Annotated in this window: 14 protein-coding genes; 10 read left to right on the forward strand and 4 right to left on the reverse strand. The window is 52.8% G+C overall.

Going from position 1 to position 17,252, the window contains the following annotated elements; translation table 11 throughout:
• Positions 1 to 12 precede the first annotated feature (12 nt).
• Positions 13 to 357 carry a hypothetical protein gene (locus tag FJ146_04825; GenBank protein ID MBM4251270.1) on the reverse strand — a complete coding sequence of 115 codons (345 nt, stop codon included), beginning with the start codon at positions 355 to 357 and terminating at the stop codon, positions 13 to 15.
• 74 nt (positions 358 to 431) lie between these two features.
• Here FJ146_04825 and FJ146_04830 point away from each other — a divergent pair, with 74 nt between their 5' ends.
• From FJ146_04830 to FJ146_04850, 5 genes are all read left to right on the forward strand, one after another.
• Positions 432 to 2,225 (forward strand): hypothetical protein, encoded by a 1,794-nt coding sequence (locus FJ146_04830; protein ID MBM4251271.1) that lies wholly within the window; start codon positions 432 to 434, stop codon positions 2,223 to 2,225.
• Positions 2,222 to 2,659 carry a hypothetical protein gene (locus FJ146_04835; GenBank protein ID MBM4251272.1) on the forward strand — a complete coding sequence of 146 codons (438 nt, stop codon included), beginning with the start codon at positions 2,222 to 2,224 and terminating at the stop codon, positions 2,657 to 2,659. The genes FJ146_04830 and FJ146_04835 overlap by 4 nt, the downstream gene beginning before the upstream one ends.
• Positions 2,660 to 2,695: 36 nt before the next feature.
• Positions 2,696 to 3,724 (forward strand): hypothetical protein, encoded by a 1,029-nt coding sequence (locus FJ146_04840; GenBank protein MBM4251273.1) that lies wholly within the window; start codon positions 2,696 to 2,698, stop codon positions 3,722 to 3,724.
• A gap of 84 nt (positions 3,725 to 3,808) precedes the next feature.
• A complete protein-coding gene (locus tag FJ146_04845; protein ID MBM4251274.1) occupies positions 3,809 to 4,246 on the forward strand; it encodes a hypothetical protein in 438 nt (145 codons plus the stop codon).
• A gap of 148 nt (positions 4,247 to 4,394) precedes the next feature.
• Positions 4,395 to 5,348 carry a serine/threonine protein kinase gene (locus FJ146_04850; protein ID MBM4251275.1) on the forward strand — a complete coding sequence of 318 codons (954 nt, stop codon included), beginning with the start codon at positions 4,395 to 4,397 and terminating at the stop codon, positions 5,346 to 5,348.
• Between the two features lie 153 nt (positions 5,349 to 5,501).
• On the opposite strand, the gene FJ146_04855 is transcribed toward FJ146_04850, so the two are convergent.
• From FJ146_04855 to FJ146_04865, 3 genes are read right to left on the reverse strand one after another with little or no spacing between them, the layout of a single operon-like run.
• Complete coding sequence (locus FJ146_04855; GenBank protein ID MBM4251276.1) at positions 5,502 to 5,978, reverse strand: hypothetical protein; 477 nt, start codon at positions 5,976 to 5,978, stop codon at positions 5,502 to 5,504.
• Positions 5,979 to 5,996: 18 nt separating this feature from the next.
• Positions 5,997 to 7,652 (reverse strand): glycosyltransferase family 39 protein, encoded by a 1,656-nt coding sequence (locus FJ146_04860; GenBank protein MBM4251277.1) that lies wholly within the window; start codon positions 7,650 to 7,652, stop codon positions 5,997 to 5,999.
• Positions 7,649 to 9,883 carry an ATP-dependent RecD-like DNA helicase gene (locus FJ146_04865; protein ID MBM4251278.1) on the reverse strand — a complete coding sequence of 745 codons (2,235 nt, stop codon included), beginning with the start codon at positions 9,881 to 9,883 and terminating at the stop codon, positions 7,649 to 7,651. The genes FJ146_04860 and FJ146_04865 overlap by 4 nt, the downstream gene beginning before the upstream one ends.
• 380 nt (positions 9,884 to 10,263) lie before the next feature.
• On the opposite strand from FJ146_04865, the gene raiA reads away from it, so the two are divergent.
• From raiA to FJ146_04890, 5 genes are all read left to right on the forward strand, one after another.
• Positions 10,264 to 10,674: a ribosome-associated translation inhibitor RaiA gene (raiA, locus tag FJ146_04870; GenBank protein ID MBM4251279.1), complete on the forward strand. Its 411-nt coding sequence runs from the start codon at positions 10,264 to 10,266 to the stop codon at positions 10,672 to 10,674.
• Positions 10,675 to 10,831: 157 nt separating this feature from the next.
• Positions 10,832 to 12,970, forward strand: coding sequence for a hypothetical protein (locus FJ146_04875; GenBank protein MBM4251280.1), 2,139 nt, complete (start codon positions 10,832 to 10,834; stop codon positions 12,968 to 12,970).
• A gap of 202 nt (positions 12,971 to 13,172) precedes the next feature.
• Complete coding sequence (locus FJ146_04880; protein ID MBM4251281.1) at positions 13,173 to 15,134, forward strand: hypothetical protein; 1,962 nt, start codon at positions 13,173 to 13,175, stop codon at positions 15,132 to 15,134.
• Between the two features lie 4 nt (positions 15,135 to 15,138).
• Positions 15,139 to 16,638, forward strand: a complete 1,500-nt coding sequence (locus tag FJ146_04885; GenBank protein MBM4251282.1) for a hypothetical protein — start codon at positions 15,139 to 15,141, stop codon at positions 16,636 to 16,638.
• On the forward strand, positions 16,619 to 17,251 hold the full coding sequence (locus FJ146_04890) for a hypothetical protein (GenBank protein ID MBM4251283.1): 633 nt from the start codon (positions 16,619 to 16,621) through the stop codon (positions 17,249 to 17,251). The genes FJ146_04885 and FJ146_04890 overlap by 20 nt, the downstream gene beginning before the upstream one ends.
• The last annotated feature ends 1 nt before the right edge of the window (position 17,252 follow it).

The following is a 17,252-nucleotide window of genomic DNA, read 5'->3' on the forward strand; positions in this document are numbered from 1 at the left end:
GATAGGAGCCTGTTATTCGGCCTGCAGGACAGCGCTAAGCAATGCAACTTCTCGCTCAAGACATTGCACAGCGCGATGGATCGCGGCAATTTTTGCCTGGGCCAGCTCGTCCGCGAATCGGTAGCCCGATGTCAAAGCTTTGACACTCAGATCGAGAGTCCGAAGTGAAGCCCTTACGTCATGCTGCCTCCGGGCGAGGATTTGCCCATTTTCAGGACTATCCTCATGCAAAACCAGAGTCGAACGAAACCCAAGAGCTTTGGCCTCAGCAAACATGGACGCTACAGAGGACATCGTCCGAGGAGCGTCCTCTGGTTGGCGCACGATAATCTGCTTCTTTGCGTTGCTTACGCTCATGATTGCGACACCCTCATGTGACCTGTACTGCTTAGACTCGCTTTTGCTCCACGCCGATCGTATGATCGTACAATATGAATACTGTGACCCATAGCATCATAGTCTCGTTGGGTTGGTGCCTAGCGGCATGCGGCCAATTGAGAGACCCATGGCACGAGGCTGACTCCTCCCCTGCACCGGTTGTCAGAATGGCAACCCCGACCGAGGTCAAATCAGGGCAGGTCGTGCCCCACAGCTATATCGTGACGTTCCGCTCCCAGGTCGGAGCCACACTCTTAAAGTTTGCCTCGTTTAGAGACGAATATAGCCATCATTACAGTTATTTGTCATCCGACTTTCGGGGCGACACGAGGGTCCGCGATCTACGCTACCTGGCGACCGTAGACCTTGCTAATCCCGCCAAGCGCGGGATCACCTCCGGATTAGCCAAGATACCCAGCCCACTGCGTCTAGCTTGGGATCAGTCCTCGTTGGCCGAGATGCCGGCAGCAATCACAGCTGTGGATTTTGCCTCTCACGAGGATGCCCAGTCGATGCTCGCGGCATGGGAGGCCGAGGGAGCCATCTGGTTTGCTGAACCCAACTACACTAACCGCCTTATGGATAATCCTTTCACCGAAGAGTTGGCCGAACGATACAAGAGCGCAGGCATTTGGTGGCACGAGAAGATCAACTTACCTGAGGCCCTCTCGAAGCTGTCGACCGCTAACATCAACCCGAGTCAGACCCCTGTCATCGCCGTTCTCGACAGCGGTGTCGATATCGAGCACCCGGCGCTCAAGGATAAGATCTTCACCAATCCAACACCAGGCGTCTCCGGCTGCGTCGATGACGTACACGGCTGCGATACGACACAAGCAACGCGTGGCAATTTGGGCGTCGGTACGGTGATTCCTTACGGGTTGGCCGGATACAATCAAAATTGTCTGTCTGGACCCAATCCAGCCGACGCTTCGGTCTGCGAACACGGCACCCATGTTTCGGGCATCATTGCTGCTGAGTTGGGAATAAACACCGCGGAAAAATCTACACTCGGTCTTAGTACCTTTGTCGGTGGCGTGTGTCCCGTGTGCAAAATACTACCGGTCAAAATTATTTCGAACATCGAAGGTCAGGGCTCAGCGTCTGACGAATCGATTATCAACGCGATGCAGTATGTGGCGCTATTTCGCAACGCCGGTCGCGGCGCGGTCAGGGTTGTCAACTCGTCGTTTGGTAAATACACCTCCAACCGTGCCGTAGAACTCCTGGTCAACGTGCTGAGTCAGTCAGCCAGCCAAATTCTAGTCGTCGCCGCAGCAAGTAACGAAGACTCTATGCTGCGCTCATATCCGGCGGCCTACCCCGGCGTTGTGGGCGTTTCGGCTACCGGACCCGAAGATGAGAAGGCCACTTATTCCAACTTTGGGCCCTGGGTTAAAGTGTCGGCTCCAGGTGGAAATAACGGCACCGACATCGATTCGACCGTTCCGGGTGGCACTACTAAACTGAAAAAAGGCACCTCGATGGCATCACCTGTGGTGGCTGGTGTTGCTGGACTTGTCTTAGCTTACGATCCCGACCGGTCGGTTGATGCCCTTCGTAACAGCATCATCGCTACCGCCGACAAGCGCGTCTATGATCCAGACATAAATAACGGCATCAACTATCTGTACTACGACCCCCTGGTGGCAGGTTCGCCCCAGCGCTGGCCGCTCCTTGGATCAGGAATTGTCAATGCGGCAGCGGCCCTTGACGGCAAGTCGGCCTCCTACTCGGGCGGTGTTTACGACCGCGTACAGCCTGGCTGTGGAACGGTGGGCGCACAGCGTAGTGAGTCAAAAGCATGGTGGCTCATCCTTTTACCGCTAGTTCTGGTGCTCTTATGAATGCTGTCATCCATTTCTTTGCTGCGGTAGCGTCCATCGTGCTAGTGATCTTCATCTTGCGCCTGCAAAAGCGGCTAGGCTTCGTTACCGACCTTTTAAAAAACCAAAGCCAGCAGTCCGGACCTGAACGGATCCGACTAGTCGATCCAAGCCAATTCCTCACCGAGTTTAGCCGTGTGTTGCATATCCCATTTGAAAATGAATTGGGTGTGCATCTACCAATGTCCCGCATCAGTAGTCGGATCTGGACGGAAACCTTTTTGCGCTGCGGCATCCGCCTGATACGATGCGAGATGGAACCCGGGGGAGCAACGGTCGAGGTTAGACTTAGTGTTCCAGATAGTGCCACCAACGAGCTCGAGAGAGCTCTGTCACAAGCCCTTGGCAACCAAATCCGCGTCATCATAAGCACCATGAAGTCTGGCGCGTCGTAAGCGAATTTCCGCTCAAAAATGACCTGGGAGTAAACGATGAAGTATGCCTCTATGTTACTACTTGCCGTAGCTTTGACAGCCCTCCCCACCGCCTGCAAGACAACGGACAGTCAGACGCAGGAAACGGAGCGGAAGCCACTACCGCCACCACCAGCTATTAACGACAAAATTCCGCTGGACCAGGCCCTCAAGGCGGCTGTCGATTACGGTGGCGATACACTTGTGCAAGTAAAGAAAGAGGTTAAAAGGCGTGAGCAGGGTGTCGCTGCGGCAGATATAGTGCGAGACATGCTGCACAAAAATCTCGCCACTTATGACCATACCCAGCTCATTAACGCCGGTCACCTGTACGTAGCCATGCCAGTGCCCCTGGCGCCCGACTTCTTTCGTGAACTCATCGGATCGGGGCGTAATTTAGCACAGCAGCTTGGGTGGCAACTAGCTGCCGTAAAACCGTCTGCAGCACTTGCTAAGGTTATCGATATCGAGTTGTCCCGAGCCGTGGCGGAGGGTGAAGAGCAGAATATCATGATCCCGCAAATGGCTAATGCCGTGCGCGCTAACCACCTCTACAGTGCATACACCATGATGCGCGTCGGTCTCATGTCTAAGGGCGACGAAGAGTTTGCCCAGGCCATGATTCATCTCGATCCCAAACGGGCATCCGACGACTTCCTCCTCTACTTATCAATCCCTAAAGCAGAGGAACTCAGACAGCTCACGCTCTCAAGCATCAATCTCTATACGGCCATGGCCATTCTGAAACACATGAAATCCTACCCGCCAACGGCCGGCGCCGTGGGTTTTGAGCACCTTTTCTACTTCGCCGTCTCGCGCAATCTGACCTTAGCGGAGCAGGCCCAGGGCGTTGTGGAGGAATACATCCCAGCAAATACCGACTTGCTGGCAGCATTGCTGGCCAAACAAGCTAGCTGGGTACAGATCGCTTATCTTGAGGCGGCTCGGCGCCATATGACGCCTAAACAAGGTATTTTGGTTGGTGAGCTGCAAAGGACCACCGCTGAGACTGACGTCGTAGACGAAATTAAAGAAATGAAGTTTTAGTCGAAACCGTGCTCTGTCGTTGACCAGCGCTCGCCAAACAGTTAGCGTTTAGAGATTATCAATCTTCTTCACGGGCGGCTGGGGATGCAACAACTTACCGCACAAGATTTTGAGTCAATGCTACAAGACTATGGCTGGTCTTATGAGAAGGTTGACGAGCAGCAGTGGCATACGGGATTTCAGGGCGGTCAGCGCTATTTCCCGCTGAGCATTCGACTAAGTCAAACCTGCGTGTCGTTCGAGGTGCGCCCGCTGATCGATCTCTTGGTCGACTCACCTCGGGACCATGGGCTTAGTCGTGAGCTCTTAGAACTTAACAGTCGTCTACAGCTAGCCAAAATCGCAGTCTCTGAGCTAGGCGAAGTCAGTCTGTCGTGCCAGGTGTTAACCAATAATTTCGGCCTGGAGACATTAGGGCGTGTTCTTGGAATTTTGGGCTACTATGCCGACGAGATCGCCCCTGAAATCTATGAAAAATTGGCTACCGGGGGACTAGACGACATCCCGACAATGCTATCGTAAACACCCGCATTAATTGAGATCTGTGTCTGTGTTTGGGCATGTTACCAAATAAAATTCGGCAGTGAGCGCTCATTAGCTGGCTGAATCTCCCGATAAATCGGTTGCCAGGAGGATCATCCTTCCGGCGACAACCATAGGTTTACCGGAATTGTCGCAAGCCAACAGCAAAATGCCGCAGAAACTCGGAAACTACCGCATCATCGAAGAAGTCGGTGTAGGCGGCCTCGGACGCGTGTTTCGTGCCATTGATGAGAGAACTGGCGGGACCGTCGCAGTCAAGGTCTTGCACGATAAATACGCGCAGAACAGGCGATTTCTCGGTATTTTTCACCGTGAGCTCCTAATCATGGCTGGCATGCATCACAAGCACGTGGTTGGGTATTTAGATAGCTACTTCGAACCGCCAAACTGTTTTATCGTGACGGAGTTTGTCGAAGGCTGGTCTGGACACTCCTTCATCAAACAAGCCGGTTTAGTGCCACCGCTCATCGCCCTGAGTATCATTATCGATATGATGAAGGGTATCGATCACCTTCATCTTCACGACACCATTCACTCAGATCTGTCGGCGTCAAATATTCTGATCGATCGCAGCGGGCGCGTGATGGTGACGGACTTTGGGCTCTCTTGTCAGGTAGAAATCGAGGACTACAAAAACTACATGATTGGGACGCCAGGCTACTACTCGCCCGAGCATATATCCGAAGCAGCGATTTGCCCGCAAACGGATATCTACTGCGCTGGATTGATCTTGTATGAAATGATTGCTGGACGCAAAGCGGTGCCGGGTTTGACTGACCGCCAAAAAATCCTTCAGTCGATGCGAAAAATTAGTTTCGACCGACTCAACATCACCGATCGCGCGCTGAACGCCATGATGGTTAAGTTACTGAAACAGTGCTTGCAATTTAACGCCTCCAAACGCCTTCAAACTGCAGAACACATGATGTTTGGCTGCTACGAAATACTCAAGCGCCATAACATTCGCTACGCGAGACACGCCATCAAGAAATTCCTCATCGACCGTAAACTGGTACGCGGGCCTTTCACAGGCCAGGAGCAAGATATCTACCTTGGGTCGATCTTAGCGCCCAAACCCTAAAACCTGCTCCCGCTTGGCTGCTACGCTAGTTGGAGTCGTACGTTCTGGCCGGACGGCGCGTACGCTGCGAATTGCGCATGAAGCGCTTGCCGCGCGCCATTTCGTTAATCGAAAATCCTAGGGTCAAAACCAGCACCAGCACCTTCGCGATCGTCACACTTCCCATGGAGGTAGCTCCCGGTCCGAAAAGAGCGCTTGGTAAAGACGCACCTTGTGTCTATCCGTATTATACAACGTCATGGGCATTTCGACGTTGAGTTCTTCGGTGGTCATAAGCTTGATGCCAGCAGAGCGTAGCATCTCGAGTAACTTGACTTCAAACCCGGTCAAATCAAAGCGGCCGGGGTAAAGGAAGTCATCACCGGTCACCCGCGCCTTGACGCGGACGAAAATGCCAAAGGGGCCAACGATCGAAAGATCCAGGCGCCACATGGCGTTTTGTCCACGCACGAGATAGCTGAAGCAGACGTCATCTTCGGCCTCAACCAATTCTTCGATCACGGCAAAATCACGGAGCCGCTTGATCATGGGGTCGTAAGGACGTGAGCCGAAGGCTCGCTTGACGAAGCTGAAATCAGGCTGTTCGAGAGATTTGTAAGTACTGCAGATAATCTGACGGTAGTTCTGCAACGCTGCTAGCTCCCAAAGTTACCCGCGATGCAGGGCCACATCGTATCGCACTAGGTACCACTGATGGACCGGCCTAGCGCAGCGATCGGCTGACTCACGGGGTTCAGACGAGCTGATTACCTGAAGCTCACCGTCCTTGCAATCCCTAAGCTGCATCATTTCCTTGGCCACGTAGCCAGTTACGGTGCGTGGCAGGTCGGTTGTGACTAACCAAAAACCACCTGCTTTTTGTAACGACACATCCTGGCCGCCAGCCATTTCAGGCCGCCGGACAAACTCCGAATCTCGTGTAATACCCGGCCATTGCTTAAGCGTCCGAGAATGGCCATAGAAGTTGGCCATAGCCGTGATCTGATAGCTGTCAGCGTAGACTGGACGCTCGAGCTGATCCAATCGCGCCGCTAGCGCTGCATAGCCATGGGTCTCGGCCAATAACCGGTCACGGTCTGGTCTGACTGGTAATAACCCGGTCAGGGCATGAACGAGCAAAAGTAAGATCACAGCTAAGTTGGCCATCAGGCCAAAATAAACAAATTTAGATTTATATTTCAAGTGAGGGGTCAACAGCCCAGCGGCAGTTAAAAGGTACATGGCAGACCAGTTAGCTTCCACCTTCGATCCCAAACTAATCAAGCCGAACACGATGAGAGGTACAGCCGTTGCCGCGATCATGAGAGACTTGAGCTCGGGATAAATCGTCTCGCCAGTGTGCGCATCTTTATCCCCGTCACGGCGGCGCATAGATACGTAGACAGCTCCTAGGAGCCCCCCCCACGCAGCAATCTGACTCCCGTAATAACCCACATAGCGATTAAGAGACTTCAATACATCGTCATACGGTTTGGGCGCGGCATCGATCTTCTTCTCACTCTCGCGGAGATCACCCCAATATTTGCCCAATTCCCACTCGGCACTACCCGGTTTTGCCGCCTGCGGCACTGGCAAGTGAGTCGCAGCACCTACACCAAGGTGTTCGCTCGCAAAACCATGCCGTGCCTGAAAACGAATGGTTATCCAGTCATGTTGCGCGTTCCAATAGAGATGCGGCGCGATGACCAAGGCGGCAACGAGACCGCCAGCATAGGGCCACGGTCCACGCAGCCCCCGACGAGTGCCCCCTTGTTGACGCAACTGCGCCACCAGAGCCCACAAAAATACGGGACCAATCAGGAGCATCATATATTTGGACCAAAGACCAAGTCCGGTGACCAGACCCGCTGTTAGCCAGCGCCACTCCGCGCCGCGTAGCGCAAGTGCGGCTTCCGACACAGCTAAAACCCAGGCCAGCAGTAGTGCCGTGTCCGGCGTAGTAATAAAGCCGTAAGCCAAACCCATCAGATTGCCAAACGCGAGCAGCAAACCCGTGGCCTGTGCCCATCCAGCGCTTAAGCCGACGATACGGAGGAGGCGGCGCGTAGCGCATAGAGTCAGCACGCTCGTAACCAGAGTACCGAGTCGCGCAATGAGGAACGAACGCGCTGCGAAATTAGCAGGCCACCCGATCCAAGCCACCACGGGCGGATGATCGAAATAGCCGAGATCGAGGTATTTTGCCCATGCAAAATAATAGGCCTCATCCTGCACGACCGGTAAAAGCGTCGCTGCTAGAGTCCAAAAGGCAGCAATTCCGCCGATAACTTTCGCCGCGGGACTGAGGCTAACTTGGCTGGTCACGGAGTCTCTCTAAGTTTAGCACTGAGTCCTGTCTGCCGCTGACCACTCGTCTGATTACCAATGGCATGCTGTAATGCCTTGCTTGAACCGACAAAAATGGCCAGCTTCTTCGCTCGCGTCAGCGCTGTGTACATTAAATTACGTTGCAGCATGACGTAATGCTGCATGGTGCAAGGAATGACGACAACAGGAAATTCGCTACCCTGTGATTTATGCACCGTGATGGCATAGGCCAGTCGCAGTTCCTGCGCTTGTTCATCATCGTAGGCCACCACCTTATCGTCGCCAAACTCAACGAGAAGCCGTCCACCATCGACCCGCGTATCAACGACGTAGCCAATGTCTCCATTAAAAACGCCGAGATCGTAGTTGTTGGCGCTTTGGATTACTTTGTCACCCTGACGCAGCATGAGACCGCCACGCCTATATTCACGCTTACCCTGCCCCTCTGGGTTAAGCGATTTTTGCAGAGCCTCATTCAACGATACGGTACCTAGTTCACCACGATTCATCGGCGTGAGTATTTGGACGTCACTTATGGGATTGAAACCATAAACCCGCGGCAACTGACGCTCCACCAGGTCCAGAATGGTGGTCCTAATATCTTCGCCGCTCTCGACCTCGACAAACTGACAGTCACTGTCGCGTCCTAAACTGGCGACATGCAGAACACCACCACTGTTGATAGCATGGGCCGTCTGAATAATGCGTGAACACTGCGCCTGGCGAAACACCTTTTGCAAGCGCACACATGGTATGTCGCCGCAGTCTATTAGATCGCGCAACACATTACCTGGTCCCACCGAAGGCAACTGATCCACGTCACCGATCAGAATCAGCTGTGCCGTCGGTGGCACGGCCCTGATCAGCGCGTCAGCAAGACGGATATCGAGCATCGACGCCTCGTCGACGATCACCGCCTGGACAGGCAGGGGATTAGATTCGTCTCGTGCAAAGCTGTGCAAATGGGGCAGCCACTCAAGGAGGCGATGAATCGTTCGCGCCGGCGTCGCCGCGACTTCGGTCAACCGCTGTGCGGCCCTGCCGGTCGGTGCTGCCAAAGCGACCGTCTTGCCCATAGCTTTGAGCAGTCTGATGATCGTATTGGCCGTGGTCGTCTTGCCCACACCTGGGCCACCGGTCAAAATGAATAACCGCTGCGACGCTGCCTTGCGCACCGCTTCTAGCTGTTCATCGGCAAGGACGGTGCCTGAGGCTTCGCCGTACCGCGACAACCAGGCGTCGATGCGATCCATGTCATGGGGGAGATCACTGGCGAGTAGCTTCCGAGCTACACGGGTCACATTCCACTCTGCAACCAGGAGTTCAGTCCGGTAGTAAACGAGTTCTTTTTTGGGGCCATTATCGTCGTCATTATCGATAGTCATCGTCTCTGGCGCAATAGCACCAAGATCCGCAAGATCCGCCAATGCCACGGAAAAACGTTGAAGCACCTGAGCTTCCGTCAAATTGAGCGTGGTGACTAAGGCCCTTATCAGCTGAGCTGTCGTCAAATAACAATGACCGCGCTCTTCCCCTTGTTGTAGCTGATAAATAACTGCCGCGCGCAATCGCTCAACCGAGTCACCGGCGATGCCCATACTTTGCGCTATGCGATCGGCAGCAATAAATCCGATGCCTTGAATGTCATTAGCCAGCCGGTAGGGATCGGCCGATACAATTTTAATCGCATCGCCACCGTAGTGCCGCCGTATCCGCGCGGCAAAAAGGGGCGAAATACCGTGCGTACTGAGAAACAGCATGACATCCGCAACGGATTTCTGCTCGCGCCAAGATTCGATAATCTGCAGCCGCTTTTTGGTACCCAGGGACTGAATCTCGCTGAGTCTTTGCGGTTCATGATCAAGCACGTGTAACGTGTCACTGCCAAACTTAGCGACGATCTTGGTCGCGGTCTTGGGCCCTATGCCCTTGATCAATCCGGAAGCTAAATAGCGCTCGAGCGCCTCCGCAGTATCAGGTCGCACTGGGACCATGCGCTCAATCTTAAACTGCAACCCGTACTGGGGATGCCGCGACCAATTACCGACAAACTCAAACTGAGCCCCAGGGTGGGCAGCGGCAAAAAACCCCGTAGCCGTGACCTGAGATTGGTCATTGCAATTACGGATGCGGAGCACCGTCCAGCCGTTCTCATCGTTACGATAAGAGATGTGCTCGATCTCGGCCCGCAGCTGTGTAGACTTGTCGCGACTAGGCTCCAGATTCATCCTCTCAACTCACTCACAGACAACGCGCCGATGCGGCTTCTCATCCCACCGAAAATTGGCATCCCCTCAAATAGCAGACCAACACGCTGAAGCCTAGGCAGCCACCTTAGATGTCCGCATGAAAAATCGTAACGCACTGATTTGTATCAAATTAACGTGATGGTCGCGACATTTAGATGGCTCTCATCAAAGGCGGAGTAAATTTTTTATTAAAGGCCCCGGCTGATTCAGCCGATGACTGAGATGGAAGTGCAAGTGGTGCTGTGCATGGCGAGCTCTAACATGTCAAGATCAGTAGTCAAAATTAAATCCTATGCGAGAAATACCCGGCGCGGTGCGACCGGGTATTTTGTTTCTTGAACCCGATCGGAGGTTGAACGATGCAATTTCTCTATTCTTTCAAGCACATGGAAACTTCAGAGGCATTACAGAACTACACCGAGCAGAAACTGACGGAGCGCATTCACAAGTTCGTGACCAAGCCTATCGCAGCCCATGTGACCTTTTCAGTAATCCGCCACCAGCACACAGTGCACGTGAGTCTGGATGCGGGCGATGGCTTTGGCATCGAGGTCGAACACACTTCGATTGACATGTATGCCTCGATCGATCAACTGTCCGACAAGCTGGCCACACAGTTGAAAAAACACAAAGAGAAGCTGAAAGATCATAAGGGTGACCGGATGTTCCGCAGCTTAACGCTGATTGCCGAGGCCGATGGTGACGGTGAGAGCGTTGATGCAGACGACATCCTTAAGTATGAGGCGGCACGCCGCCGGATGGCACGGTAACAAAGTTTTTTTCCCTTAATGCGTTTTTTAGAAGCCGGCGTTACAGCCGGCTTTTTGTTTTCTTAGCGCTTAAATACAAAACATCTCGACCCCAATTTCGGGCGTGCCAAGGTGGCCATGCGGCCATGAGCGGTTTATACTTTAGCTACACCTAAAGATGTTTATTAAGGGGATGACTATGGCACGATGGGTCAGTCGCGGCTTATTCGTTTTGGTTGGTTGCATCCTGAACGCAACCATTAGCATGGCAAAGCCGGCCAACCTCGATAAAGAACATATACCCGGACAACTCATCGTCAAGTTTAAACCCAGCTTTGACTTCACAGCTCAATCGCAGTTTCTTGGCTCCATGGGCGCCCACGCACTGCACACCTTCAAGTCTAACGGTGCCCAACTCATAGAGTTCTACGAGGAGCCCACAGAGGCTATGCTCATCGACCGCGCCGCGTCGCTGCTCGAGAGCCCTGAGGTCGAGTACGTGGAAGCCAATACAATCCTGCGTGCTTATGAGGTCCTACCAAACGATCCCCGCTTTGGTGATCTTTATGGCTTGAAAAACACCGGCAGCGGTGGCGGCATCGCCGGAGCTGACATTAAAGCCACGGAAGCTTGGGAAAAGACCACCGGCTCATCGAAGGTCCTCGTTGGTATCATCGACACGGGGGTCGATTACAATCATCCCGACATCAAGCCCAATTATTGGACAAATTCGGGTGAAACCGGTGTCGACGCTAACGGCAAAGACAAAGCTAGTAACGGCATCGACGATGATCACAACGGCTATATCGACGACTTCCGCGGCTGGAACTTCGTTGACGGTAACAATAACCCCATGGACGACAACGAGCACGGTACCCATGTAGCAGGGACCATTGGCGCTCGTGGCAACGACGGTGTCGGTGTCGTCGGTGTGAACTGGAACGTATCCATAGTAGGCATTAAGTTCCTTGATGCCAGCGGCTCGGGCTCACTAGCTGACGCCACGAAAGCGATCGAATACGGCACAGCTCTAGGTGTCACGATGACCAGCAACAGCTGGGGCGGAGGCGGCTTTTCTGAGACGATGAAAGCGGCCATCCAAGCTGCTAACGCTAAAGGCGTGCTATTCATCGCCGCTGCCGGCAACGACGGCGTCAATAACGATAACTCTCCCCACTACCCGTCTTCCTACAACCTCGACAACGTCATCGCCGTAGCAGCTACTGATAACCGCGATCAACTTGCTGGATTCTCGTGCTACGGCCTAAGCTCGGTCCATCTAGCGGCACCCGGCGTCAATATCGTGTCCTCCATACCAAGCGGTGGTTACACTCGCTTGAGCGGAACCTCCATGGCCACACCCCATGTCTCTGGCGCCGCTGCTCTGATCAAAGCAGCATATCCCAACGCAACAGCCGCTGAGATCAAGTCGCGTCTAGTGAATACCGCCGATCTAGTTCCCGCACTCACGGGCAAAACCATAAGCGGCGGCCGCCTTAATGTTGCAGCTGCTTTAGTTGACGATCCATACCCGCCCACAGCCGTCGACGACCTAGCCGTTAACGCGGCTGGTATCACCACCGTTAAACTAACGTGGATCGCAGCCCAAGACGAGGGCACCAAAGCACCGGCCAAACGCTACGAAGTAAGGTTCTCCGATCGTCCCATCCTGACAGAAGACGACTGGAAGGCGGCCCGCCGCGTCAGCCACCGCCAAAACATGACCAGCAGCTCAGTAGTAACAGCGGAGATCAGTGGACTAGGCCTCAACAGCCACGGTTACGCAGCAGTTAAAGCGGTTAACCTGATCGGTATCGTCGGTCCTATATCTGAGTCGATTGCCTACGCTACACAGCCGGTCAAAGCTGTCTACTTCAACGACGCCAAAAACCTAGACAAGGTCAAAACAGAGGGTAATTGGAATCTGGCAACTGACCCTAGCAAAAACAAGAAAGTTTTTGCCTCGAACAGCATCGACAGTAAATACAAAGAAAACACCAACGCTGCATTGACGTTAGATCCAGTGGTAGTCAAAGGCGGCAAAGCCCTCCTAACCTTCGACACCTGGAACGAAATCGAGAAGGGCTTTGACTTTGGCTACGTCGAGGTAAGTAAAGACGGCTCCACCTGGCAGCTTGTCGATAAGATCTCAGGTCAAAGCGCTTGGACCACCAAGATGTACGACGTGTCTGAGTTCCTTGCCGGAGGCGAATCGCTACAAGTGCGCTTCCGTCTGGTTTCAGATTACTCCGTCAATGCCGCCGGATGGCGTCTAGATCAGATTGCCGTATACGCGCCACAAGCGACTCTGGACTGATCGACTGCATTTAGAATCGAAGTTTAGCTATCAGTTGCCGTGATCCTCTGAATGGGATCACGGCATTTTTTACAATCAGAATAGGGCAAAACTTGCCCATCCTTTCCGGAACATGAATCCAGTATAATTGGAAGAACTAGCCATAGCCGATCTTTAGCCCCAGTATGAATCCGCCAGTATCTCCACTCCTTTGGATCACAACATGAGCCAAGAAGACGCCCAGGGAATTCTCCACCCGAGCCCTCAAAAACTAAATAGTGTCGCCCCCAATCGCAGTGACTATGCGCGAAAATTTTGGCAACGCCAGCGTTCCTTCATGATGCTGATCGTCGCTATCTTACTACCCATAGCCATCTTTATCGCATGGGTTCAATCAGCGAGCTATACATCAAGTGTTGTGGCATTTTATGACGATCGCGGGAGCTTTGAGGGGGGACAAAGGGATCCTCTGTTCCCACGATTTGGTCAGGTTGCTGAAGCATTCCGCACCAGGCTCGCTGATAGCGATTTCCTCTGGCAAGTAGCGCAGGAGGTTGGCCTGCCAGCGCGCCTCATGGCACCGGCTCCGTGGCGAAAAACGCTAGCCGATTTAGTACCACCACTCGGACGGATGTTAACGCCAGAGCCAGTGGCTGTACCAACCGACGACATGACGCTCCGCGAAGAAGTAGTGCACCGACTCAAAGAAACGGCCAAAATAACGGTTGATGATCGCAAGAATTTCCTCCAAATCACTACAACTGCTCGCGATCCCTTACATGCGCGGCAGCTAGCCGACACTCTGATGGAAGAGTTTATACAGAGCCAATTACGCTTTGAAGCCGAGTCATACAGACGTCAGCATGAGCTTTTTGCAAGTTATCTCCATGATGTCAGTCGAGCCCTTGATGACAACATGCGTATTGATGTCGAGAAAAAAGCCACAGAAAATGCTCAGACCAGGTCTGAACAAGATCTGCTGCGCGACCAAGAGGCGGAGATCATCGACAAAATTCAGATCGTAAAGGCAGAGATTGACCAGGAAAAGGCACGTGTATCTGCATCAAGAGCGACACTGGAGTCAGAGCTGGCACGTCTTATTACGCGACTCCAACCATCGCACCCTGATGTGATCGCAAAGCAAGAAGAGATACGAGCTCTAGGACGTGGCCTTGACGATCGCGTGCTGCGCTCACGGCTGGTCGCACTTCGTCAACAACTCAGTGACGTGCGCTCTGCGCAACGCAAACTAGGCATGAAGGTAGACATCGGCGAGGGTAAAGAGGACGAGATGGGCCTACGGGGTGGTGTCTTTGTTCCTAACCTTTCTGATCGCGTCAACGAACTGAATCTTCAAGAAATGGACTTGTCGCGACAGGCTGAATCACCAGCACTAAGGACTCGCCTGCGCACGGTCCTGCCAGCTAGTTATGATCTCACATCTGACCTGCGCAAGCTGCGTCAATACGCCGCCGTATTTTTTGTGATCGCTCTAATTTTTGCGCTCTGCGCAGGAATCATCCGAGAACTTTCAAGCCCTTTGGTGCGTGACGGGTGGCGCGCATTCATAGCGACCGGTGTACCTGTTGTAGCTGAGATCACGGTAAAAAAAGATGGGGTAGAGATTTCTGACTGCCGCTATGCCGTGGGCTCAATGCAAAAGTTGCTGCACGGCAGGACGGTCCTTTTACTTGACGCTTCAATAAGTGATTCACTCAATAAATTTCATCTCAATCTTGCTAACGTGCAGGCATCAGACTCAGCCGTACCCACCCTGTTTTTTGACTGCAATCAAACTAAACCTATCGGAGATGTCATGCGCGAGTCGTTACCGACTTGCAAACTTAGCGATTTCCTGAACGGCAAGGTTGCCTGGAAGGATGTGCGCATTTCACGAAATTCACAGCGTCTTTTCGATCTCGTATTAAGTGACGACAAAACCAATGGCCCCTACACCGGGGAGCAGCTCTCACGATTCTTTGCAGCACTAGGCAAAAACTACCCACACATTTTGGTCCGCGGCCGTGAGCCAGAGCAGGTAGTCATCAACAATTCCCTCATTTACGAAGCGTCTGACGTGTTTATCTGTGTTGACTGCAATCTGACCACATATACCTCCTTACGAACCTTAATGAACGCTACGGATCTATCGCGACTACGCGGCCTCATTTTGGTTGGCAGCTGAAACCATGGCAATTTTTGGACGAGACCTAGTTCTAGCATTGGCAGCTGTCTTAACCGCAGCGGTGTCGATGATTAGCTATAGTTTTGGTCCCATGGGCACCGCTCAGGCATGCATTCCGCTCTTGCTGCTTCTCATTTTTTCTCTGTTGCCCAATCTTTTGCAGCTGAGGTCTTTTGCCGTCATCAGTGCCTTTGCTGTGTGCACTATTTTTTTTGATGAAAGCTACAATAATCCCTTTTACGAGGGCGCGCCTTTAAGTGAGCTCCTCGGTCCTCTACTCTTTGACCGGTGGCAAAGTCTACTTGAGATTCCAGGGCTCCAGTTTACGACCTTTGAGATACTGACTATTGCGACGGCTGGCGTCCTCTTTGTCTATCGACGGATGACTAAAGCAGACCATGCGACCGTAAAACATGCTGGGCTCATGCCCGCAATGGTTTTCATGCTCCCACTCACTTGCCTGGCGTCCGTTAGCTATGGACTTTGGCATAGCCAAGACCTGTCTATGGCTCTCACCCAAAACAGATTCATACCAGTACTGGGGGCATGGCTTTATCTAGGCTACTGCGTCTATGACCTTCCTGAACAGGCGACGCGTCTTTTTACATTACTTACCGTTGCCGTGGTCTTTAAATGTCTTGAGGCCTGGTACGTATTTATTTTCGACTTTGGACTTAAACTGGAAACACGCGAATATTTGATGGAACACATCACCTCCGAGTCCATAGCCATGGCCATGGTTTTTATCAGTTATACATGGTGGCACAAGAGGCGCCACCTCGGTGATGACATGGTGGCACTCCTAACCGCTCTGATGATGATCGGTCCCTATGTCTTAAATTTACGAAGGACCTCATATATCGGACTTGGCTTGACTGTTCTGCTGATTCCGCTTTTATATCGGAAAGCAGTGAAGTTTCGTCACTTAGTGGTAGCCATAGCTCTCGGCGCTGCCGCAGCTAGTGTGGTGTTCGTTACCTGGGATACACCTGGACCACTAGGTGCTCTCTCACGGCCAGTGAAGCGCTTTATAAATCCTCCGCCCCCGGGGGAGTTTGACTATCGTGACGTCGAAAACTATAACAATTATCGCTCGATTATGGATCAACCGCTATTAGGACGGGGCTTCGGCGTGTCGTTGGCTCGCTACATGCCGTTACTCGATATTTCTACCGTCTATCCTCTCTACGAAATCGTGCCTCATAACAATATTTTGTTTTTATGGTCCCATGGCGGTCCCCTGACTCTTGCAGCTTTTGCAACCACTGCAGCCATCGGGATTGGGGTGTGTCTGCGCCTCAGTCGGAAGGGGCAAGCCTACGGCGCGCGTCTCCTGGGGTTTATTGGCTGGGGGATGATCGTACGCTGGTTAATCTATTGCTGGGCGGACTTAGGGCTAGCATTCTTTCGCCTGCCAGCAATCACCGGACTCATCATAGGCATGTCGATACGAGCATTGTCTCAAACGGAGAGAGGGGTAAGCCATGCGCAGCTTAAAACCTAGGCATCGGACCTCGTGCAATTTAGGCTTGCTGGTTCTAGGCATCGCAGTACAACTCATAGTTAGTTGCACTGCCGCAGTGCCAGCCCAGGATCTCTCTAAGGCGCTGTCGGGATCTACATTCAATCGCGTCGGAGATTACGTCATCAGCGCCAATGACCAGATTAATGTAAAGGTCTTTGGCCAGGATAATCTCACCGGAACCTATGTCGTCTCGCCCACGGGCATGCTGACCATGCCGTTAGTGGGGTTTGTCACTGCAGCCGGCCGGACCAGCATGCAGCTTACAGACTCTTTACAGAAAGCTCTCAAGCCATTTGTTAAAAATCCAATCGTCACGGTCAATGTTGCTGGCCGTGACAGTTTCCAAGTTTATTTTTCGGGCGAAGTTGGGCGCCCCGGCGAGATAAATTTGCAGCGCAGCACCACGTTACTTCAAGGCTTAGCCATCGCTGGGGGTCTAACACGCTTTGCCAGTGGGCGCGTGGTTTTGCTGAGATCAAGTAGCAATGGCGTAGTCCAGCGCTATGCAACGACCTTTTACAAACTACTTAGCGGCAAAGATCAATTAGATCGCTTTCTGCTCGAACGCGGTGACTATATCCACGTCGAGTGAC

It is taken from the genome of Deltaproteobacteria bacterium (assembly GCA_016874735.1).
Taxonomy (GTDB): domain Bacteria; phylum Bdellovibrionota_B; class Oligoflexia; order Oligoflexales; family CAIYRB01; genus CAIYRB01.